Annotated in this window: 19 protein-coding genes; 3 read left to right on the plus strand and 16 right to left on the minus strand. The window is 63.6% G+C overall.

The features are described from left to right. Positions 1 to 49: 49 nt before the first annotated feature. From pyrH to dnaE, 5 genes are all read right to left on the minus strand, one after another. The gene (gene pyrH / locus ACVIGA_RS00790; RefSeq protein ID WP_038385104.1) at positions 50 to 766 is read right to left on the minus strand and encodes a UMP kinase; all 717 of its coding nucleotides are present in this window, start codon (positions 764 to 766) and stop codon (positions 50 to 52) included. Between the two features lie 70 nt (positions 767 to 836). Then, positions 837 to 1,760: a translation elongation factor Ts gene (gene tsf, locus ACVIGA_RS00795; RefSeq protein ID WP_456664950.1), complete on the minus strand. Its 924-nt coding sequence runs from the start codon at positions 1,758 to 1,760 to the stop codon at positions 837 to 839. A gap of 127 nt (positions 1,761 to 1,887) precedes the next feature. Next, positions 1,888 to 2,880 (minus strand): 30S ribosomal protein S2, encoded by a 993-nt coding sequence (locus ACVIGA_RS00800; RefSeq protein WP_456664951.1) that lies wholly within the window; start codon positions 2,878 to 2,880, stop codon positions 1,888 to 1,890. A 263-nt stretch (positions 2,881 to 3,143) separates the two neighbouring features. Further along, a complete protein-coding gene (locus ACVIGA_RS00805; RefSeq protein ID WP_456664952.1) occupies positions 3,144 to 3,536 on the minus strand; it encodes a DUF2846 domain-containing protein in 393 nt (130 codons plus the stop codon). Between the two features lie 241 nt (positions 3,537 to 3,777). After that, positions 3,778 to 7,308 (minus strand): DNA polymerase III subunit alpha, encoded by a 3,531-nt coding sequence (gene dnaE, locus ACVIGA_RS00810; RefSeq protein WP_456664953.1) that lies wholly within the window; start codon positions 7,306 to 7,308, stop codon positions 3,778 to 3,780. A 362-nt stretch (positions 7,309 to 7,670) separates the two neighbouring features. On the opposite strand from dnaE, the gene ACVIGA_RS00815 reads away from it, so the two are divergent. After that, positions 7,671 to 8,030, plus strand: a complete 360-nt coding sequence (locus ACVIGA_RS00815; RefSeq protein WP_456664954.1) for a hypothetical protein — start codon at positions 7,671 to 7,673, stop codon at positions 8,028 to 8,030. Positions 8,031 to 8,165: 135 nt separating this feature from the next. On the opposite strand, the gene ACVIGA_RS00820 is transcribed toward ACVIGA_RS00815, so the two are convergent. Continuing rightward, complete coding sequence (locus ACVIGA_RS00820) at positions 8,166 to 8,900, minus strand: outer membrane protein (RefSeq protein ID WP_223967271.1); 735 nt, start codon at positions 8,898 to 8,900, stop codon at positions 8,166 to 8,168. Between the two features lie 295 nt (positions 8,901 to 9,195). On the opposite strand from ACVIGA_RS00820, the gene ACVIGA_RS00825 reads away from it, so the two are divergent. Then, the gene (locus ACVIGA_RS00825; protein ID WP_456664955.1) at positions 9,196 to 9,492 is read left to right on the plus strand and encodes a DUF3551 domain-containing protein; all 297 of its coding nucleotides are present in this window, start codon (positions 9,196 to 9,198) and stop codon (positions 9,490 to 9,492) included. A gap of 117 nt (positions 9,493 to 9,609) precedes the next feature. Further along, complete coding sequence (locus tag ACVIGA_RS00830) at positions 9,610 to 9,891, plus strand: DUF3551 domain-containing protein (protein ID WP_456664956.1); 282 nt, start codon at positions 9,610 to 9,612, stop codon at positions 9,889 to 9,891. A gap of 119 nt (positions 9,892 to 10,010) precedes the next feature. Here the strand turns inward: ACVIGA_RS00830 and ACVIGA_RS00835 are convergent, their stop codons facing one another. From ACVIGA_RS00835 to ACVIGA_RS00880, 10 genes are all read right to left on the minus strand, one after another. Then, positions 10,011 to 10,709: an ABC transporter ATP-binding protein gene (locus tag ACVIGA_RS00835; RefSeq protein ID WP_092114618.1), complete on the minus strand. Its 699-nt coding sequence runs from the start codon at positions 10,707 to 10,709 to the stop codon at positions 10,011 to 10,013. A gap of 8 nt (positions 10,710 to 10,717) precedes the next feature. Beyond that, entirely contained in the window at positions 10,718 to 11,998 is a 1,281-nt protein-coding gene (locus ACVIGA_RS00840; RefSeq protein ID WP_456664957.1) for a lipoprotein-releasing ABC transporter permease subunit, read from the minus strand. A 72-nt stretch (positions 11,999 to 12,070) separates the two neighbouring features. After that, positions 12,071 to 13,390: a proline--tRNA ligase gene (gene proS, locus ACVIGA_RS00845; RefSeq protein WP_456664958.1), complete on the minus strand. Its 1,320-nt coding sequence runs from the start codon at positions 13,388 to 13,390 to the stop codon at positions 12,071 to 12,073. 164 nt (positions 13,391 to 13,554) lie between these two features. Next, positions 13,555 to 15,132, minus strand: coding sequence for a copper resistance CopC/CopD family protein (locus ACVIGA_RS00850; protein WP_456664959.1), 1,578 nt, complete (start codon positions 15,130 to 15,132; stop codon positions 13,555 to 13,557). 3 nt (positions 15,133 to 15,135) lie between these two features. Then, positions 15,136 to 15,663 carry a YcnI family copper-binding membrane protein gene (locus ACVIGA_RS00855; protein ID WP_456664960.1) on the minus strand — a complete coding sequence of 176 codons (528 nt, stop codon included), beginning with the start codon at positions 15,661 to 15,663 and terminating at the stop codon, positions 15,136 to 15,138. Between the two features lie 7 nt (positions 15,664 to 15,670). Further along, complete coding sequence (locus tag ACVIGA_RS00860; RefSeq protein WP_456664961.1) at positions 15,671 to 16,198, minus strand: copper chaperone PCu(A)C; 528 nt, start codon at positions 16,196 to 16,198, stop codon at positions 15,671 to 15,673. A gap of 35 nt (positions 16,199 to 16,233) precedes the next feature. Continuing rightward, a complete protein-coding gene (locus tag ACVIGA_RS00865) occupies positions 16,234 to 16,731 on the minus strand; it encodes a TlpA family protein disulfide reductase (protein WP_456670710.1) in 498 nt (165 codons plus the stop codon). Further along, positions 16,728 to 17,954, minus strand: coding sequence for an exo-alpha-sialidase (locus tag ACVIGA_RS00870; RefSeq protein ID WP_456664962.1), 1,227 nt, complete (start codon positions 17,952 to 17,954; stop codon positions 16,728 to 16,730). Before ACVIGA_RS00870 ends, ACVIGA_RS00865 begins: the two co-directional genes overlap by 4 nt. Before the next feature lie 11 nt (positions 17,955 to 17,965). Continuing rightward, positions 17,966 to 20,353 carry a TonB-dependent receptor family protein gene (locus ACVIGA_RS00875; RefSeq protein WP_456664963.1) on the minus strand — a complete coding sequence of 796 codons (2,388 nt, stop codon included), beginning with the start codon at positions 20,351 to 20,353 and terminating at the stop codon, positions 17,966 to 17,968. 84 nt (positions 20,354 to 20,437) lie between these two features. Further along, entirely contained in the window at positions 20,438 to 21,058 is a 621-nt protein-coding gene (locus ACVIGA_RS00880; RefSeq protein ID WP_456664964.1) for a DUF2946 domain-containing protein, read from the minus strand. Positions 21,059 to 21,202: the final 144 nt, after the last annotated feature.

Consider the following 21,202-nt stretch of genomic DNA (forward strand, 5'->3'; position numbering starts at 1 on the left):
CGGCTGTCGACGCCCTCGGGTCCAAAGTCTGGACCCGGAGGCGCGGCAATCAGCCGGCGACGACCGTGCCGTGTCCGGTACCGCGCAGAATCGCACCGATCGAACCGGGCTCCGCGATCGAGAACACGATGATAGGCAGCGACGTCTCGCGGGCAAGTGCGAAAGCGGTCGCGTCCATGACCTTGTAACCGCCCTCGATCGCCTGCGAATGGGTCAGGCGGTCAAAGCGCTTGGCTTTGGGGTCCTTCTTCGGATCGGCGCTGTAGACGCCGTCGACATTGGTGGCTTTCAGCACCGCCTGCGCGCCGATCTCGGCCGCGCGCAGCACGGCGGTGGTATCGGTGGTGAAGAACGGGTTGCCGGTTCCGCCGCCGAGCAGGACGATGCGTCCCTCGGCGAGATATTTGTGCGTCGCACTACGGGTGAACAGCTCGGAAATCTCCGGCATCACGAATGCCGACAAGGTCCGCGCCGGGGTCCCCTTGCGCTCGATCGCCGCCTCGAGCGCGAGGCAGTTCATCATGGTGGCAAGCATGCCCATGGTGTCGCCGGTCGGCCGGGACACGCCGCGCGAGGACACCTCGACGCCGCGGACGATGTTGCCGCCGCCGATCACGACGGCGACCTCGATGCCGAGCTTGCGGGCCGCGATCAGGTCGTCGGCGACGCGGTCGACGGTCGGTTGATCGATACCGAACCCGTGGGAGCCGGCCAGATATTCGCCGGACAGCTTGATCACCACGCGACGATAGATCGGCTCAGCCATGATGCGATCGCTTTCTTATCCCGCGCAGGCAGGCCTCCGGCGTGTGCGCCGGACGCCTTGATGTCAGCGGTTACTTCTTGCCGCTGGCGGCCGCGACTTCGGCGGCGAAGTCGCTTTCCTGCTTCTCGATTCCCTCACCGAGAGCATAGTTCACAAAGCCAGCGATTTTGATCGGCCCGCCAACCTTACCCTCAGCTTCCTTCACCGCCTGGGCAACGGACTTGCCGCTGTCGTGGATAAAGGCCTGATCGAGCAGGCAGACTTCCTTGTAGTAGGTCTTCAGGCCGGAATCGACGATCTTCTCGATGACGTTCTCCGGCTTGCCCTGCTGGCGGTACTTGTCGGCCAGCACGTCCTTCTCGCGCTTGACGGTCTCCGGATCGAGCCCGGCCGGGTCGAGCGCCAGCGGCTTTGCCGCAGCGACGTGCATCGCGAGCTGGCGGCCGAGCACGGCAAGCTCGTCGGTCTTGCCGGGGGACTCCAGCGCCACGATGACGCCGATCTTGCCGGCGCCTTCGACGACGGCGTTGTGGACGTAGCTCGACACCACGCCTTTGCTCACCTCGAGCGAAGCAGCGCGGCGCAGCGACATGTTCTCGCCGATGGTGGCGATCGCGTCCGAGATCGCCCGCTCCACCGTGAAGTCGCCAACCTTGGCGGCCTTGATGACCTCGACGTCGGAGCCGTGCTTCAGCGCGACCTGCGCGATCATCTTGACAAGGCCCTGAAACTGCTCGTTGCGGGCAACGAAGTCGGTCTCGGAATTGACCTCGACCAGCACACCCTTGGTGCCGGAGGTCAGCGCGCCGATCAGGCCCTCGGCAGCGACGCGGCCAGCCTTCTTGGCGGCCTTGGAGAGGCCCTTCTTGCGCAGCCAATCCTGCGCGGCGGTCATGTCGCCGTCGGTCTCGGTCAGCGCCGCCTTGCAATCCATCATGCCCGCGCCGGTCGACTCGCGGAGTTCCTTGACCATCGCTGCTGAGATCGTTGCCATCGTTCAATGTCCTTCTTGCCTGTACAGAAACCGCGGCGCCCGATGGCGCCGCTGTCAGCGACAGGGAAATCGTTGTTCGTGGAATTGAAGCGGCGGCCGGGCGAGACCCGGCCACGCCGCGTAACTTTTATTCCGCTTCGGCGAGCGTCTTGGCCTGGGCAACCCAAGCGTCGGCACGGCTCGGCAGACCGACTTCTTCGCCGATCTTGTGCGCGGTGTCGTGGTCGAGCTCGGCGAGCTGCCAGTAGTGGAAGATGCCGAGGTCGTTGAGCTTCTTCTCGATCGTACCGGACACGCCGGTGAGCTTCTTGAGGTTGTCGGCGGTGCCGCGCGGACCAGCGAGGCCCTGGAAGCCGGACGGCGCAGCCGCCGGGAGATCTTCCTGCACGGGTGCAGCCGACGCACCGATATCGATTCCGGAATCGCCCTGCGCGCGCGAGATGCCGTCGATGGCGGCGCGCGCCACGAGATCGCAATACAGCGAGATCGCGCGGCCGGCGTCGTCATTGCCCGGCACCACATAGGTGATGCCCTTGGGGTCCGAATTGGTGTCGACGATCGCGGCGACCGGTATGTTGAGCCGCTGGGCTTCCTGGATCGCGATGTCTTCCTTGTTGGTATCGATCACGAAGATCATGTCGGGAAGACCGCCCATGTCCTTGATGCCGCCGAGCGAGCGGTCGAGCTTGTCGCGCTCGCGCTGCAGGGTCAGGCGCTCCTTCTTGGTGTAGGAGCTGGCGTCGCCCGACGACAGCACGTCGTCGAGATGGCGCAGGCGCTTGATCGAGGCCGAGATCGTCTTCCAGTTGGTCAGCGTGCCGCCGAGCCAGCGCGAGTTGACGAAGTACTGGGCCGAACGCTTGGCCGCATCGGCAACGCCGTCCTGGGCCGAGCGCTTGGTGCCGACGAACAGGATACGGCCGCCCTTGGCGACGGTATCGCTGACCGCCTGCAGAGCACGGTGCAGCATCGGCACGGTCTGCGCGAGGTCGATGATGTGGATGTTGTTGCGGGCGCCGAAGATGTAATCCTGCATCTTCGGGTTCCAGCGGTGGGACTGATGGCCAAAGTGAACGCCGGCTTCCAAAAGCTGACGCATGTTGAATTCGGGCAGCGACATAGATCTAATTCTCCGGTTGGTTCCTCCGGAAACGTGTGAGCAAACGAGCCTGAATGGCCCGGTTGCCACCGGACGGCCTTTGAGAGCCATGTTTCCGTGTGAGATGGCGCGCTATATAGCGCGATTTGCGCCAGAAGCAAGGAAATACGGCCGGTTACGCCGGCCGGATGGGCTCTTTGAGCCCCGGAACTGGCCCGTTTTTGGCCAAAACTGGTCCGATGTGGCCGACAAGAGCCCCTGTCAGGAGCCCGGCCGGACGCCCCCTATTGCGCCAATTGCAGGTCCGCCAGCGTCGTACGCGCGGTCGCCTCGTCCAGTGCAACGAAATCGCCGGGCCCGGGATTACCGGCGGTCGAAGTCGCGGCCGATGCAACGACGGCACCGACCAGACCTCCCACCATCGTCACGCCGGTGACGGCATCATGCCGCTCGCTCGATTTCACCAGAAAGAAATAGGTGCGACCCGGCTCGGTTGTGAAATTGTGCGTGGTCTCGCCGGGAAACATCACCTCGCTGGCGACCAACTGGTGCCGGCCGGCGGGCCGATCGGCGAATGCATAAGTGCCGATGGCGACCTTGCCGATCGGCTCGCCATCGAGCTTCACGTCGCAGGCACAGATCGCCATGCTCAGGCCCTTGCGTTTCTCCTGCAGCACCACGACGCGGGAATGTCCCGGCTTCGGTGGCCCTTCTGCGAGATCGCCGCATTGTTGGTGCCGACACCATCGCTCACGCAGCCCGACACTATCAACACACCGGCCAGCAAGGCCGCGTAACGTCCGATCATCCCGCCCCCGAAATTCCCAGCAGGCGCAACCATAGAAAGAAGCACGGTGTGGTTGCAATAGTGCTTAAGCCGAAGCCATTGGTTTTCCGCAGCGTCGCCGGGATCGTCGTCTACAGCGTCTGCACGTCGACCACGCCCATGACCGCCTTGATCGCGCCGGCGATCTGCGGCGAGACCTTGTAGCGGCCGGGCAGCTTCATTTCGACCTCGGTCTCGAGGTCCAGCATCATCACCAGCGAGACGTCGCCGTCGGCCGCACCTGCCGGCGCTGCCGACGGTGCGGGCTTGACGGTCGGCGGCCTTGCGGCGCCACCCGCACCCGGGGCGGGCGCGGCGTCCGGCATGTTGAGCCGGCGCGCGATCGACTCCAGCGGCTTGGTGTCGCGCACGAAGATTCGCAGGCCCTTTTGCGTCTTCGCCGCGGCGTGATCGAGCGGCTCGGCGTGCAGCACCCGCGCTCGCACGTCCTCGCCCTGCAGCTCGGCGCCGAGCTGCAACAGCACGGCCGCCCCAGGCTCCAGCACATCGCGGTACTGCGCGAGGCCCTCGGAGAACAACACCGCCTCGAAATGGCCGGTCGGATCCGACAGCCCCATGATGCCCATCTTGTTGCCGGTCTTGGTGCGCCGCTCCATCCGCGACACCACGGTTGCCGCGACCTTGCCGGCCGTGGCGCCGGTCTTCACCGCACGCGAGAATTCCGCCCAGGATTGCACGCGCAGCCGCTTCAGCGCGGTCGCGTAGTCGTCGAGCGGATGACCGGACAGGAAGAAGCCGATCGCATCATATTCGCGCCGCAGCCGGTCCGCGGGCAGCCATGGCTCGACCTGCGGCAGCATGATGCTGGGCGCATCCGGAGCGCTGCCGAACATGTCGTTCTGGCCCGAGGTGGCCGCCTCGTGGCTGCGCTGGCAGGCGGCCAGGATCGCATCGGCGCCGGCGAAGACGCGGGCCCGGTTCGGGTCCAGCGTGTCGAACGCGCCGGCCGCCGCAAGGCTTTCGATGATCCGCTTGTTGACGGCGCGCGGGCTCACCCTTGCTGCGAAATCGGCGAGCGAGGTGAAGGCGCCCTTCTTGTTGCGCTCCTCGATGATCTGCTCGACCGCCTGGATGCCGACCCCCTTCAGCGCGGCTAGCGCGTAGTAGATCGTGTTGCCGCTGACCTCGAAGGTCGGGCCGGAGCGATTGATGTTGGGCGCTTCGACCTTGATGCCGAGGCGTTGCGCCTCGGAGCGGAATTCGGAGAGCTTGTCGGTATTGTTGAGTTCGAGCGTCATCGACGCCGCGAGGAACTCGACCGGATAATGCGCCTTCATATAGGCGGTGTGGTACGACACCAGCGCATAGGCCGCCGCGTGGCTCTTGTTGAAGCCGTAGTCGGCGAACTTGGCGAGCAGTTCGAAGATCGTCTCCGCCTGCCCCTTCCCAACGCCGTTCCTCATCGCGCCGGCGACGAAGATGTCGCGCTGCTTGTCCATCTCGGCGCGGATCTTCTTGCCCATCGCGCGGCGCAGCAGGTCGGCCTGGCCGAGCGAATAGCCCGCCATCTGCTGCGCGATCTGCATCACCTGTTCCTGATAGATGATGACGCCGAAGGTCTCCTTCAGGATCGGCTCGAGGATCGGATGCAGATATTCCGACTCCTCATCGCCGTGCTTGCGCGCGCAATAGGTCGGGATGTTCGCCATCGGGCCCGGGCGATACAGCGCGACCAGCGCGATGATGTCCTCGAAGCGGTCCGGCCGCATGTCGATCAGCGCGCGCCGCATGCCCTGGCTTTCCACCTGGAACACGCCGACGACGTCGCCCCGCGCCAGCATCTGGTAACTCGGCGCATCGTCGATCGGCAGCGTCGCGAGGTCGACATCAACGTCGCGCTGCTTGAGCAGCTTCACCGCGACATCGAGCACCGTCAGGGTCTTGAGGCCGAGGAAGTCGAACTTCACGAGGCCCGCCGGCTCGACCCATTTCATGTTGAACTGGGTGACCGGCATGTCGGATTTCGGATCGCGATACATCGGCACCAGCTCGCTCAGCGGCCGATCACCGATCACGATACCTGCGGCGTGGGTCGAGGCGTGGCGCGTCAGACCCTCGAGGCGCTGCGCGATGTCGAACGCGCGCGCCACCACCGGATCCTCGTCGCGGAACGCCTGCAGCTTGGGCTCGCCTTCGATCGCTTGCGCCAGCGTCACCGGAGCCGCGGGATTTTGCGGCACCAGCTTCGTCAGCTTGTCGACCTGCCCGTACGGCATCTGCAGCACGCGCCCGACGTCGCGCAGCACGCCGCGCGCCTGCAGCGTACCGAAGGTGATGATCTGCGCCACCTGGTCGCGGCCGTAGCGCTCCTGGACGTATTGGATCACCTCGCCGCGGCGGTCCTGGCAGAAGTCGATGTCGAAATCCGGCATCGAGACGCGCTCGGGATTGAGGAAGCGCTCGAACAGCAAGGCGAAGCGCATCGGATCGAGGTCGGTGATGGTGAGCACCCAGGCGACCAGTGAGCCCGCACCGGAGCCGCGGCCCGGTCCGACCGGAATGCCCTGCGCCTTCGCCCATTTGATGAAGTCCGAGACGATCAGGAAGTAGCCCGCGTATTTCATGCGGGTGATGACGTCGAGCTCGAAGGCAAGCCGCTTGGCGTAGTCCTCCTCGGTCATGCCCGGCGAGAGACCGTGCACCCGCAGGCGGTTGGCGAGGCCCTCTTCGGCCTGGCGCTTCAGCTCGGCGGCTTCGTCGGCGGCGGCGTCGGAGCTCGCCGCGGCACCGACGGTGAAGAACGGCAGGATCGGCTTGCGGGTCTTCGGGCGGAACGAGCAGCGCTCGGCGATCTCCACCGTCGAGGCCAGCGCCTCCGGAATATCGGCGAACAGCACCGCCATCTCCGCACGGGTCTTGAAGCGGTGATCGGGGGTCAATTGCTCGCGGTTGGTCTCGGCGATCAGGTGGCCGCCGGCGATGCACAGCAGCGCATCATGCGATTCGTAGTCGTCACTGGTGGCGAAATACGGCTCGTTGGTCGCAACCAGCGGCAGGCCCTTGCTGTAGGCGAGATCGATCAGGCCGCCCTCGGTGCGGCGCTCCTTATCGATGCCGTGGCGTTGCAATTCGACGTAGAGACGATCGCCGAACAGGCTCGCCAGACGTTCGCAGCGGGTCGCGGCCAGCGCCGCCTGCTCGGCACGCAGCGCCAGCGCGATCGGCCCGTCGGGCCCGCCGGTCAGAGCGATCAAATCCTCGGCGGCGTCGGTGAGCCAGTCGAGCTTGATGTGAGGCGTCTGGTTCACCGGCGTCTCCAGGAACGCCCGCGAGTTCAGCCGCATCAGGTTCTGATACCCGCGCTCGCGGGCTGCCAGCAGCACGATTCGCGTCGGCCCGGTCGTGGCCAGGATGCTCCGCGTATTGGGGTCGACGTCGCCAAAATCCACCGCAACTTCGCAGCCGACGATCGGCTGGATGCCGTAGCCGGCCATCTTGTCGGAGAATTCCAGCGCCCCGAACATGTTGTCGGTGTCGGTGAGCGCCAGCGCCGGCTGGCGGTCAGCCTTGGCGAGCTCGCCGAGCTTGGCGATCTTGATCGAGCCCTTCAGCAGCGAATAGGCGGAATGGACGTGGAGATGAACGAATCCGGCATTCGGCATGGCTGCTTACGGGATCTCTTGAAGTCAGGGATGGCGCGAGTGCCAAAGCCGGAACTCGAACGCTTCAGACCCGACTCGCATCCCCATCGTGGGGCTTGGGCCCTGCCAAGTCCACGCCGAACCCGGCGTGGCGGCAGGTCGTCCTGCTTTTCCCCAGAAGCAAGCTATGCCCCTGCCCCCGCGGGCGCATTTTCAGAACTGGGTGATCAGCTGGGCCCAAACCGCGATCATCCCGACGAACAGCGTGATCGATGCCAGCGCTGCAGCTTCCTGCACGAAAATCTTCAACATGGCCGCTCTCCCTGAATTGGAACGTATGCAGAACATTGTTCCTTTTTTGTTCTTGGAGTCAAGCGAGGGTGGTGGGTCAGTTTGAAAACTGCCCCCGAAAGAAAATCCCTTGGTTAATCGTGGCGGGAGCTGGCAGCGCCATTGGTTCTATTCTCCAGCCCTGCGACTTCGCGCGCGCTCATTCCAGCGCTTCATCCCCGCTCTTTGCCCTCTTCCTCCGGCGTAGGATCGCTGTCAGGCGCCTCGCCCGTAGCGATATCAATGATCCGCTTGGCGAACTGGTTGGGCCTCTGGGCCGCTTAGGGTCATTTGTGCGATTTTTTATGCGCCACGATGGTCTGGACGACGTCATCGTCATCAGCATCGAAGGCCAGGTAACCAATGACCATCCATCCGGCGCACAAGCCGAAAATGACCAAGGCCGCCTTTAGCCACTGTCCCATGGGAACAAATATGCCCCCATTTTTCGTCCCCGCCCACTTGCCACAATGGGTAATCCGCCAGGCCAACAAAAAACCCCGGGCCGAAGCCCGGGGTTTTCGATGCCGCTTGGATTAAGCGAGCGATCAGTAACGCGCGATCATCGGGCCACCGAACTTGTAGTTCAGACGGCCGAGGACCATGTCGGTGTCGCCACCGGTGTGGAAGCCGGCCACGGCAACGCCAGCCGGGGTCACGAAGGTCGCACCGTGCGTGTCTTCGAAGATGTGGTTGTATTCGATGCCGAGCGACCAGCCCTGCGAGAAGGCGAACTCGAGGCCAACGCCGACCGTCGGGCTCCAACGGGTGTCGTAACCGGTCGAGGAAGCCAGCGCGCCGCCGGGAGCCAGGAACTGGTAGTTGCGATCGGTGACCGCAGCACCGCCCTTGGCGTACAGCAGGACGTTGTTCCAGGCGTAGCCGATCTGACCGGTGAACAGGCCGAACGCATCGGTCTTCGAGCGGACGGTGCCGCCCGGGACGAGCAGGTTGCCGGTGCTGCCGGAGAAGTCAGCCCAGTTGCCCTGAGCTTCCAGACCCCAGACCCAGCCGCCGGTCTGCCAGCGGTAGCCAACCTGGCCACCGACGGTGCCGCCGTTGGCATCGTAGCTGCCAGCCTGGCCGATGCCGTCGACCGAACGGTTGTCGTGGCTCTGGCCCCAACCACCGTTGATACCGATGTAGAAGCCGGTCCAATCATAAACAGCGGCAACCATGGGCGGCGGAGCCTTCGTGTAAGGGCGAGCCGCGAGGTCAGCCGCAGAGGCAGCGGTCGCGCTGAGCGCGAGCAGGCTGGCGGTGACAAGCAAAATCTTTTTCATTTTCCCGTTCCAACTTTTTCTACAGGCCCCCAAGGCCGCGAGACACCGTCATAGCAGCCCCCGTCGGAATTGCTGTAACTTCGCTGCAACAGGCAGGCCCAAACGACTTCGCTCAAATTTGAAGTTAATACTGCGTTACAAGCACTTCTTGGAACTTTTGCCACATAACTGCCGCACAATTTTCACAATTCAAAACTGCGTGGGCAAGCTGCCCGCAAGATCGTGTTGACCGGAACCGGCTTGTCCGATTTGGATCGTCGCCGAGATCGAATCCTCGCAGCGATAAGGAATGCACATGCGGACGATGATTCTTGCTGCTACGGCGTCTGTGGTCGCGCTCGCTACGCTTGGTACTACGCCCTCCTATGCCGTCGGCGTGCGCTACCCGTTCTGCATCCAGGGCGACCGCTATCCCGGCCTGAGCAACTGTTCCTATCCGTCCTATGAAGCGTGCCTCGCAACCGCCTCGGGCATCGGACAGAACTGCATCGCCAACCCCTATTATGCCGGCGACAACGACCCGCGTTCCTATCTGCACGTCACCCCGCGGGACCGCCGTGAAGGCAATTTTTTCGACCTGTTCATTCACTGACACCCGGCGGAGCGTCGCCGCCGCGGGAATGTGAGTTGATCGCTCCGGCACGCCGGTGCCTATTCGCACGGATGTTCGGCGCGAGCGTTGCCGGCGTCAAATCGACTGGAGCTTCTGATGCGAAACCTGATTCTGGTACTGTTTCCGGCGCTCCTAGGGCTGGGTGCCATCGCAAGCACGCCAGCCGATGCCCAGAAATACGATTCGACGTCACCGGTCTGCAAGACGAACTACCGATGGGGCGGTGAGGATACCGACTGCGGCTACACGTCACTGGAGCAGTGCCGGGCCTCAGCGTCCGGCCTCGCCGCGATGTGCATCAACAATCCCTATTATGCCGGGCCGCCGATCGATCGTCGGACGAGCCAGTCTGGCAAACGGCCTCGCCCCGCATATTGAGGGCTCAAGCACTTTCTATTTCGATTCAATCTTCGATTCAATCAGAGCGGAAAAGGCTCTGGATTCCTACGCTTAGCGAGCGCTCTTCACACGAACCGCGACCCACTTCGCGCGAAGCGCTATTCGAGTTCGACGACCTGTCCGTTCGACAGCGACACCCGACGATCCATCCGCGCGGCGAGATCCATGTTGTGGGTCGCGATCAGCATCGCTACCCGGGTCGCCTTCACGAGCTGCATCAGCGCGTTGAAGACGTGATCGGCTGTTCCCGGATCCAGATTTCCAGTCGGCTCGTCCGCAAACAGCACCCGCGGTGCGTTCGCAACCGCGCGCGCGATCGCCACGCGTTGCTGTTCGCCACCCGAGAGTTCGGCGGGACGATGGGTGATGCGGTCACCAAGCCCGAGATAGGCGAGAATCTCAGTCGCGCGTTTCACGGTCTCGGAGCGCTTGAGGCCACGAATCATCTGCGGCAGCATGACGTTCTCGAGCGCCGAGAACTCCGGCAGCAGCCGGTGCGACTGATAGACGAAGCCGATATCGGAGCGGCGAATCTGCGTGCGGTCGATGTCGGACATCTGCGAGGTCGGCGTGCCCGCGACATAGACCTCACCCTCATCGGGACTCTCCAGCAGGCCCGCGATGTGCAGCAGCGTCGACTTGCCGGATCCCGACGGCGCCACCAGCGCCACCGATTGACCGGGCCACAGCGCGAGCTTGGCGCCGTTCAGGATCGTCAGCGTCGCTTCGCCCTGCCTGTATTCCCGCTTGATATCATGAAGATAAACAACCGGTACGTCTTCCGCCCCCTCTGCCATGTGCGCCCCTATTCGTACCGGAGCGCTTCGACCGGATCGAGGCGCGCGGCGCGCCACGACGGGTAGAGCGTCGCCAGGAAGGACAGCGTCAGCGCCATGATCACGACGGCAAGCGTCTCGCCGAAATCGACCTCAGCCGGCAGCTTGGAAAGGAAATACAGCTCCGGCGAGAACAGCTCGGTGTTGGTGAGCCATGACAGGAACTGCCTGATCGATTCGATGTTCAGGCAGATCAGCATGCCGACGGCAAAGCCGGTCAGCGTTCCGACCACGCCGATCGAGGCGCCGGTGATCAGGAATATCCGCATGATCGATCCCTGCGAGGCGCCCATGGTGCGCAGGATCGCAATGTCCTGGCCCTTGTCCTTCACCAGCATGATCAGTCCCGAGACGATGTTGAGCGCCGCGACCAGTACGATCATGGTCAGGATCAGGAACATCACGTTGCGTTCGACCTGCAGCGCGTTGAAGAACGTCGAATTGCGCTGCCGCCAGTCGACAAGGAAGACCGGCCGGCCGGCCGCCTCCGTCACCAGCTTGCGGTAGGTGTCGATCTTGTCCGGATTGGTGGTGAACACTTCGATCGAGGACACGTCGTTGTTGCGGTTGAAATAGGCCTGCGCCTCGGCCAGCGGCATGAACACGAAGGTCGAATCGTATTCCGACATGCCGATCTCGAACACCGCCGTGATCTTGTAGGGCTTGATGCGCGGCGTGGTGCCCATCGGCGTCACCGCACCCTTCGGCGAAACCAGTGTGATCATGTCACCGGCGTGCAGCGAGAGCTGGTCGGCAAGCCGGCGGCCGATCGCAACCCCCTGCCCCTCGTCAAAACCCTCGAGCGTGCCCTGCCTGATGTTCTTGGCGATCGAGGTGAGGTTGTTGAGATCGTCGGCGCGAATACCGCGGATGAAGACGCCGGCGGCGTTGAACGGCGATGATCCGAGCCCCTGTCCGTCCACGACGGGCGCGGCGAGACGGATGCCCTGTACCTGGCTGATGCGATCGGCGACGTCCTTCCAGTCGGTCAGCGGCGATTCCAGCGGCTGCACCAGAAGGTGGCCGTTGAGGCCGAGGATCTTGTCGAGCAGTTCCTTGCGGAAGCCGTTCATGACGGCCATCACCACGATCAGCGTCGCAACGCCGAGCATGATGCCGAGGAACGAAAAGCCGGCGATGACCGAGATGAACCCTTCCTTGCGGCGCGCGCGCAGATAGCGTCCGGACAGCAGCCATTCGAATGGCGCAAACGGCGGGGTACGGACTGGCTCGCTCATGGTCTCATCCATCTCTCGATAATCCCATGATTCGGGTCAAATGTGGCCGGATTACCCCGCCGATTGATACGGCGTGAATAAACTTTAACCCGCGAGCTTCGCGACCACGTCCGCGGGGCTCATGTTCTCGCGTGAACCGTCGCTGCGGCGCTTAACCTCGACCTTGCCCTCCGCGAGCCCCTTGGGTCCGACGAGAATCTGCCAGGGGATACCGATCAGATCGGCGGCGGCGAACTTGGCACCGGCGCGCTGATCGGTGTCGTCGTAGAGCACGTCGACACCCTTCGCCGAGAGCTCGCGATAGAGCTGCTCGCAGGCGCCGTCGACCGCGGCATCGCCCTGCTTGAGGTTGAGGATCGCGGCGCGGAACGGCGCGACCGCCTCGGGCCACTTGATGCCGGCGTCATCGTGGCAAGCCTCGATGATGGCACCGACCAGGCGCGACACGCCGACACCGTAGGAGCCGCCATGGATCGGCACGTCGACGCCATCGGGACCGGCCACCATCGCCTTCATGGTGTCGGAATATTTGGTGCCGAAATAGAAGATCTGGCCGACCTCGATGCCGCGGGTGTTGAGCCGCTTTGCTTCCGGCACTTCCTGCTCGAAGCGCGCAGCCTCGTGAACGTCCTCCGTCGCAGCATAGACCGAGGTCCACTGCTTGATGATCGGCGTGAGATCGCCGTCATAATCGACGTCCTCGCCCGGCACCGGCAGGTCCAGCACATCGCGATTGATGAAGACGCCGGACTCGCCGGTTTCCGCCAGCACGATGAATTCGTGGCTCAGGTCGCCGCCGATCGGGCCGGTCTCGGCCCGCATCGGAATCGCCTTCAGGCCCATCCGTGCGAAGGTGCGCAAATAGGCCACGAACATCTTGTTGTAGGAGCGCCGTGCACCGGCCTCGTCGAGGTCGAACGAATAGGCGTCCTTCATCAGGAATTCGCGGCCACGCATCACGCCGAAGCGCGGACGCTGCTCGTCGCGGAACTTCCACTGGATGTGGTAGAGGTTGAGCGGCAGGTTCTTGTAGGACTTGACGTAGGAGCGGAAGATCTCGGTGATCATCTCCTCGTTGGTCGGTCCGTACAGCAGCTCGCGCTTGTGACGATCGAGGATGCGCAGCATCTCCGGACCGTAGGCGTCGTAGCGGCCGCTTTCACGCCAGAGATCGGCAAGCTGCAGCGTCGGCATCAGGAGCTCGAGTGCGCCGGCGCGGTTCTGCTCCTCGCGAACGATCTGCTCGATCTTCTTCAGCACCCGGAAGCCGAGCGGCAGCCAGGCATAGATGCCGGCTGCCTCCTGCCGCATCATGCCCGCGCGCAGCATCAGCCGATGCGAGACGATCTCCGCCTCTTTCGGGTTTTCTTTCAGGATGGGCAGGAAAAACCGCGACAATCGCATGGCGTTACTCGGGAATCAGGAAAGCGTGGGAAGCGCAGCAGTGAAACCGGATCGGCTGTGAAAACACAAGGCCGCCAAATGACAAAAGCCCTTCAAATCAGGCGATTTTCCGCCATTTCGGCGATTTGCGTCCCACCGGCGTGCCCGGCGCGCTGATCGTGCGTTTACCTGACCTCGAAATCGTCTTCCAGCGTCACTTTCCTGAAATCGGTCACAAGGGCGTCGATCTGCATGTGCCAGCGGCCCGGGACCGGCAACGGCACCTTCTTGACGTGCCAATAGCCGTCGGGACCGAGCGCTGCGCTGCGTTCCAGCGGCTCGATGCCGCGATCCGGCAGGCTCAGCGTCAGCGTCGCCTCCTTGGCCGCGAACGGGCTGGCATCGCCGTTCATCAGCTGCAGCACGAAATCGTTCTGCCCGACCTTGCCCGGCGCGATCAACACCTGGAACATCGCGGCATCGGTGTGGATATGGACCGCGAGCGGGACGTCGTCCGACATCGCCAGCACGCGCGGCGGCGGCGTGAAGCGCCACAGCGCGACGAGGCCGAGGATCGCGATCATCAGTACGAACTCGAGCGCGATCGAGCGCTGCAGCGGCCGCGTGCGGTGAAATTCGCGCGCGATGGCCGGCGTGAACACCAGCCGGTTCAGCGCAGCGAGCGTGAGCAACAGCGACACCAGCACAAGTTTCGCGAGGAGGATGTTGCCGTATCCGGTGTCGATCAGTGCGCCAAAGCTTTCGAGCTGAACGACGGCAAGTGCGAGGCCCGACAGAGCGATCAACGCGACGACAGGCACGGCGAGCGTCGAAAAGCGCCGGAGCACCCGCAGCAGCGAATCCTTGCGCTGCCAGGCCAGTACGGCGAGCGGCCCGAGCGCCCCCATCCAGAAGGCGAGGCCAACACCATGGATGAACAGCGCGGTCCGCGTCAGCCATTGCGGAGAGGCGGTAGCGGCATGGCCGCTGACCGAAAGCGACAGCCCGACGCAGATCATTGCCACCGCGGTGCTGATCCAGGCCGCGCTGAACGACGGACTGCGCCAGGCGATCGCCGCGATCAACATCGCGGCAATCGCTAGCAGCAGCGCGGGAAACAGACTGGTGCCGGCGGCACTGGCCCATGCCGCCCATGTCAGGATGCCCGTGATCGGCAGGTTCAGCAGGTCGACACCCTGCAAGCCAAGCGAGGCGATCGCGCCAATGAGGCCGAGCGCCAGCGACCACATGATCAGCCGTCCACCCGCTGCTCCCTGCCCGATCCTGGCGGCAAAGAACACACCACCGACGCCGGCAAACAGTCCGAGATAGAGCCCGAGCCGTGCCAGCCAGATCAGCGCATGCAGCACGCCGTCGCCAGTTGGCGCCGCCGAGCCGGTGACGACGCCGATCGAGAACAACAACGAGCCCGCAACCGGATGGCCGTCCTGCGACACCACGCGATAGCTGACCACCTGTGTACCCTGAGGCAAGTCCGCCGGCAGGGTCACCATGACAGATTGATCGACGGCGCGGATCGTGACGTCGCGCGGCTTGCCCGCAGCGTCGAGCAGGCTGACCGCGGTCGGCGCCACCGCTTCGTTGAAGCGGAGCACCACCGTCTTCGGTGCCTCCGTCGCCACGCTGCCGTCCGCCGGCTCAGCGGCGATCAGGACGGCATGCGCATCGGCCGAGGTCGCAAGACACAGCGTCACGAGCAACGCGGCAAGACTTGCAACGACAAGACTTGCGACCGTCCGCACGGCTTACGACTTCGGCAGCAGCTTGAGGCCGGGCGCCGGCGTCTTGCTGCCATGGTCGTGCCCGCCGCCCTGCCCTTCGGCCGGGATGTCGATCCAGCGGCTGACGCCCTGTTCGCATTCCTGCACGACGGGAAAATACAACGTGGTGTTCGGCTTCAGCGTGTCGGTGAGAAACGTCTGCATCACAAACTCGTCGTAGTTCTGGTCGGAGAGCTTGCCACCGCTCCAGGCGACTTCCTTCACGCCCTCGGTGAGCTTGGCGCCGTGAAAGTCGTACTGGGCAGCATATTTGCCGGCAACCGTATCGAGGGTCCAGCCGGGCTTCGGCATCGGCTTCACCCCGATCACGCCTTCCGGAATCTGCACACGGATCTTGATCGTCGCCGATCCCGCGCAGCCATGCGGCACGGCAAAGACCGCCTTGTAGTACGAGCCGACCGCCGCCTGTTTTCCCTCAAGCGTGATATGGGCGACCGCAGGCTGCGCTACGAGCAGCGCCGCCGTGGCAATGAGGAGCGTGTGTGATCGCATGGCTTCCTCACATCTTCTTCATGTCCATGTGCCCGGAATGGTCGCCATGGCCGGAATGATCGCTGCCACCAGGCGCCTGCGCGCCGACGGCCTGGACATCCAGCGAGACCGAGACCTTGCCGGCCTTCTCGAATTCGAGCGTGACCGGCACCTTGTCGCCCTGCTTCAGCGGGTTCTTGAGGTCGAACATCATGAGGTGATAGCCGCCCGGTGCGAGCTTCACGGTCTTGCCCGGCTCGATGGTCAGTCCCTTGTCGAGCGCACGCATTTTCATGACGCCGTTGTCCATCGACATCTCGTGGACTTCGATCTTGCCTGCGACGTCGCCGGAGCCTGAAACAAGCCGGTCGGGCGTCGTCCCCTTGTTCTCGATCGTCAAATAGCCGCCGCCGATCTTGGCGCCGTTCGGCGTGGCACGCGTCCACGCCTGCGTGATCACGAGGTCGCCGGCCTTGACGTCCTCGGCGCGTGCGGAAGTAGACGCGAGTGCGGCCGTCAGCGCGGCGAGAGCGAGGATGCGAGAAAGCATCTTCATTGGACGAATTTCCTTTCAGGTTGAAGTTTGCGGCGTTATCGAATCGTTGCGGCCTGGGCCTCGGACCATTTGTTCAGATCGGCGATTTCGGCCGATCCCTCGATCGTTGTGATCGTTCCGTCACGAGCGATCAGCATGGTTCGCGGGATATCACCTTGCCACGCCGGGTCGATCTCAAATCTCAATCGCTCGGCAAAGCCGTCGCCGAAAATCCAGTTCTCGGCTGACCCAAGCCCGGCGTGGTCCAGCATCGAGCGCGTCGCCTCCGGAAGGTTCGGAACCAAATCCGCGCTGATCGTGACGACGTCGATATCGGGATGATCCGTCATGAACCGGCCAAGCTGCGGCAGCTCGACCTTGCATGGTCCGCAGGTCACACCCCAAAAGTGCACCAGGGTCGGATGACCGGCGTGCGCATGCAGCAGCTTTTGCCAGCTGCCGCGTTCGAACGGCTTCGGCGCGCCCTCGCCCGCCGCCAGTGCGGAGGGCAGCGTTGCGAGCAGGACAAGGGCCGCGAGCAAATGACGTTTCATGGTTCGCCCTCGATCGCTTGAAAGTGGTAGCCGTCGGCCTTCGTCATCCACGACAGGTAGGTCTGCCGGCTGTCCGAGACCAGCAGCGGATGGTCGGAGCTGTCGGCTGTGTCGGCGATATCAGTTGGCTTCGACCACGTCGCACCATCGTCGTGTGATGTCATCAGATGGATCGACGTCTTCTGCCCGTCGAACTCCTTCCAGGCCATCGCAAGCCCCTGCGGCCCCGCGACGATCTGCGGCCGCGACGGGCTGCGGTTCGGCTGACCGACCGGAAGCGGATCGGAGAAGGTTTTGCCGCCGTCGCGTGACCGCGCATAGAACAATCCCTTGCGCGCCTTGGCATTCGTGTACCAGGTCACATGGTAGGTTCCTGCGGACGAAATGGTCAGGCTGGGACCATGGTGCGGACATGCCGCGATCTGCCAGTCGTCGCGGCTCACCCGATACACTTCGCCGGGCGTTGCCAGATCGTTGAATGTCACGATCGCGTGGTCGCGCACGCCGCCTTCGAAAATATTCCGGAACACGACCACCGGATGGCCGGCAACATCGAAGGCCAGGGCGAGACGGCAGCACTCGCAGGTGTTGTCGGCCACAAGCTGCGCGTCGGAATAGGTCGCGCCGCCATCTTTCGAGGTCGCAAAGAACAATCCCGCACCGTCATACTTCTGGCCGCGCTGCTGCGCCGGCACGCGGTTGCGCTTATCGAGCCAGACGGCGAACACGGCACCCGCTGGATCGAAGCCGATCGCCTCGAAGCGCTGGCTCTCGTTGTTGGTATTGATCGGTTTCGGCGGATCGAAGCTACGCCCGCCATCGGTCGAACGCGAGGTCAGCACCTGGCCGTTGAAGGCCAGATCGCGGAAGGTCGAGAAAGCCAACGCGATGCCTCCCTTGGCGTCGATCGCAAGCTTCGGGCGCGCATCCGGCCCCCAATCCAGGTTGATCCGCTCCCGCGTCACCTGCACCGGCGCGGAAAAGCTCTTGCCCTGATCCTTCGAGCTCGCGACGGAGATCTGACCTCCGGCCATCCATGCGAGCCACAGTGTCCCGTCCGGCGCGAAGGCGGGCGTGACCTTGGTCGCGCAGCGCAGGACGGTTTCCTCGCACGCCGCTTCCGAGGCGTGCTGGTGGCTCATCTGAGCGACGGCAAGGTTCGGCAAGACCGCAAGCATGACCGTTGCCAGCACCGTCAGAGTCGCAGGTTTGCGGTATGTCATCGATGCGCTCCTCACTTGAACGCGATCTTCATGCCCGCCACGAAGGCGCGCGGCGATCCGGCATAGATCGAGTTGGTCGAGTTCGCCAGTACGCTCGCGGGATTTTGAATGCCCGCTGCGTTCACCGAGTTGGCGATATTGTTCGCCGAGGCGATGTAGGTTCGATCGAACACGTTCCGCACCTCGAGATACAGATTCAGCGACTTGAAATAGTCGGAGATCAGATCCGTCGTGTAGTGAACGTTGAGATTGACCAGCTCGTAGCCCGGCGCCTTCAGGAGATTGGCGTTGTCCATGTAAAAGCCATCCTTCCACTGGACTTCGACGAACCCGCCCAGTCCCTGAAACGGACCCGACAATTGGTCGTAGCCCAACCGCGTCGTGAGCTCGTTCGGCGAGATGCCGGGGATTTTGTTACCAGCACGATTGAAGCTGAAGACCGCGCCGTTCGTGATGTTCTCGACGTATTCCGTGTAAACCTCGTCGAGATAGGTGTAGGCAGCCGAGAACCGCCAGCCAGGCAGGAACTTCCAGTCGGCGGCCAGTTCGACGCCACGATGTTCCGATCGCGGCGCGTTGAACGTGTAGGAGATACCCGATTGCGGTGTGGCCTGCGAGACGAGCTCGTCCTTGAAGAACTCGTAGAACCCGGTGACGCTTACCTTGAGCGCATTGTTCGGTGTCCAGTCTGCTCCGATGTCGTAACCCAGATTCTTCTGCGTCTGCAGTTGGGTGTTATTGCCCGAAGCACCGCTCGGCAGGATGAAGAGATTGCTGACTTGTGGTGTGCCATATCCGGTGGCCACCCGCCCGCGGAATTGCCAATCGCTGCTCAGCCGGTAGAGCAGCGCAAGCTCGGGCGCCGTATTCTGGAATTGCCGGTCCGCGGTCGTGATCGCCGTGGTCGTGGCCCCGGCCGCGCCGGTGTAGGTATAGGCGGTGTTTCGCCCCGTGAGATTGGTGGTTTCCCAGCCGATACCGGCGACGGCTGTCAGGGCAGAGGTGAGCTTCAGTTCCTCGCGCGCGCGGACACCGTAGTTCGTCGTCGTGCTGAACAGGTTGCTGGACAGGCTCCCGAGCGTGGCATTTCCGCCCGGCATCACGTTGCGCGTATCGCTCGAGGCGGTGAGCGTATTGTAGAAGCCGCCGAAATAGGCCGTCGAATCCATCCCGAAGATGTCGCCGCGTCTGACGATATCGCTCATGTAGTTGTAGGACGGGAAGTCACCGATCGCACTCGTCGATCCCGTCGGTTGGCTGATATTGCGATCGTCGAAGACAAACTGGTTGCGCCAAGTGGTCTGGTTGTCGAAATCGTGCTCCCAGCGGCCACCGACGATGGTACGGCGGTCATCGCGCCCGAGGCCCGCCTGGACCGCGGTTTCCTTGTCGGTCCCTGCTGCCGAATTGAATCCGTTGTTGAACAAGGTCACGGTCCCGCAGCCAGGGGCAGCCGTGGCGCCGGTGGTGCAGCCCTGCTGGAACGGGTTCTGGTTGAACTGGTTGAGCGACGAGCGGATCGGCAGGCGCGCCGTCAAATCGTTGTTGATCAGCTTGAACGTGAAACGGTCGTCCGGCGTCACCTGAAGCGTGCCGAGGAAATTGACGGTCTGGGTATTGAACCAGCTGTTGCCGATATAGCCGTCGCCACGCGCGTCGCTCGCAAACAGCGAGCCCTCGAAATTGCCGACCTTCTTGCCCGCGGCCAGATAGTTGTTGAGATAGCCGAAGCTGCCGCCGTCGACGCCGTATTCGACGCCGTCGATCGTGCCGCCCGGCCGGGTCCGGAAATTCAACGCGCCGCCGGTCGCATAATTGCCGTAGAGCGCCGATGATGGCCCGCGGACCACGTCGATCGCGCCATAGGCGTGCGGATCGATCAGGTCGCTGCGAGACAGGCCGTCCGGCTGAGTGACCGGAAAGCCGTCGTCGAAGATCACGAGGTTACGGATGCCGAAGCCATTCCTCGCATTCGACCCGCGGATCGAGATGCCGAAATCACGCGGACCGTTGCCCTGCTTGATCGAGATGCCGGGACTGTCCCGCAACACGTCCGCCACCGAGAACGACGGCCGATTGTCGAACTGGCTGCGGTCGATGGTGGTTTGGGTCTGACCGGCCGGCCCCTGGTTCAGGCTATCCCGCGCCGCGCTGGGCGTGATGCGCTGCGCACGGCCGGCCGCCGCCACGGCCAGGGGCGCCAGCGGCCTTGCCGGCCGCCGGGCGGCAACCGCGCGCGTCTTCGGCTTGGACCTTGCCGGTTTCGCGCGCGCGGCCTGCGGTGCGTCGACCGTGACGGACGGCAGCGTCGTCTGGGCCTCTGCCCAACTTGTAAGCGTGGAAAGCGCAAAGCCCAGCGTCAGCGCACTGGCCGCGGCCCGCGGATGAAATCGAAACATGGATGAATCCTGACACCGGCTCTTCGGCCGGCTTGCTCTAAGGCACTCGCCGGCGCGCGAGGCGCACCGGCAGCGAGAACGTCGTCAGGAAAACAGCGGCGGCGCGCGGGCTTGCGCGGAGAGGCGCGCCTGCGAGCGATCGAATTCGTTGGCGAAATCAAGCCAGGCGATGCGCGTCGAAGGCCGCTCGACGGCGTGAGCCGTGATTTCGGGGTTATCAACGGGCGCACCGGTCTGCAGCACGCTGCATGCGGAACAACAACCGTCGTGGGCATCATGACCGGTCTGGTCACCCTGCCCGGCTCCGGAGCCGGCATTGCCATGGCAGATGGTGGCAGGCGCGAGTGGATCGGACAGGGCAAGGCTCGTCGCCCAGCAGGCCCCGATCGGTGCGAAAATCTGCACCAGCAGGGCAACCAGGACTATGGGCAGAAAAATCTTCAGCCGCCGGCGCATCGCAAAACCCATCCGGTACGGAACTAACCACCACAGGCCTCGGAAGTCGAGATCACCAACCTCGCGCATTTCTTCCGGCTGACGGAAATTGCCGGGCGTGACACTTGCGTCACGGCCACTCCACAGGCCTTTGTATCCCCTTACCCCGTCACGTGTTTTCAGCTCACTTTCGCAACTGCCGGTGGCACTATCCCAATCATTTCGCAAATTGCTCGAAATTTGAACAATCGTTGCCGAAAATGATGACAAGGCTGGAAAGATAGTCTACCAATTCGGGCTCAGGCCAGCCGCGAGGTGTGTCCTGGTGGTCCAAGTCTCGGGAGGAGCCCGACGCGCACAAGCAGCGTCACCCCATGAATCAAGATCAAATCGAATTTTTGGGGCAAATAGGGT

Source organism: Bradyrhizobium sp. USDA 3240, from assembly GCF_054063295.1.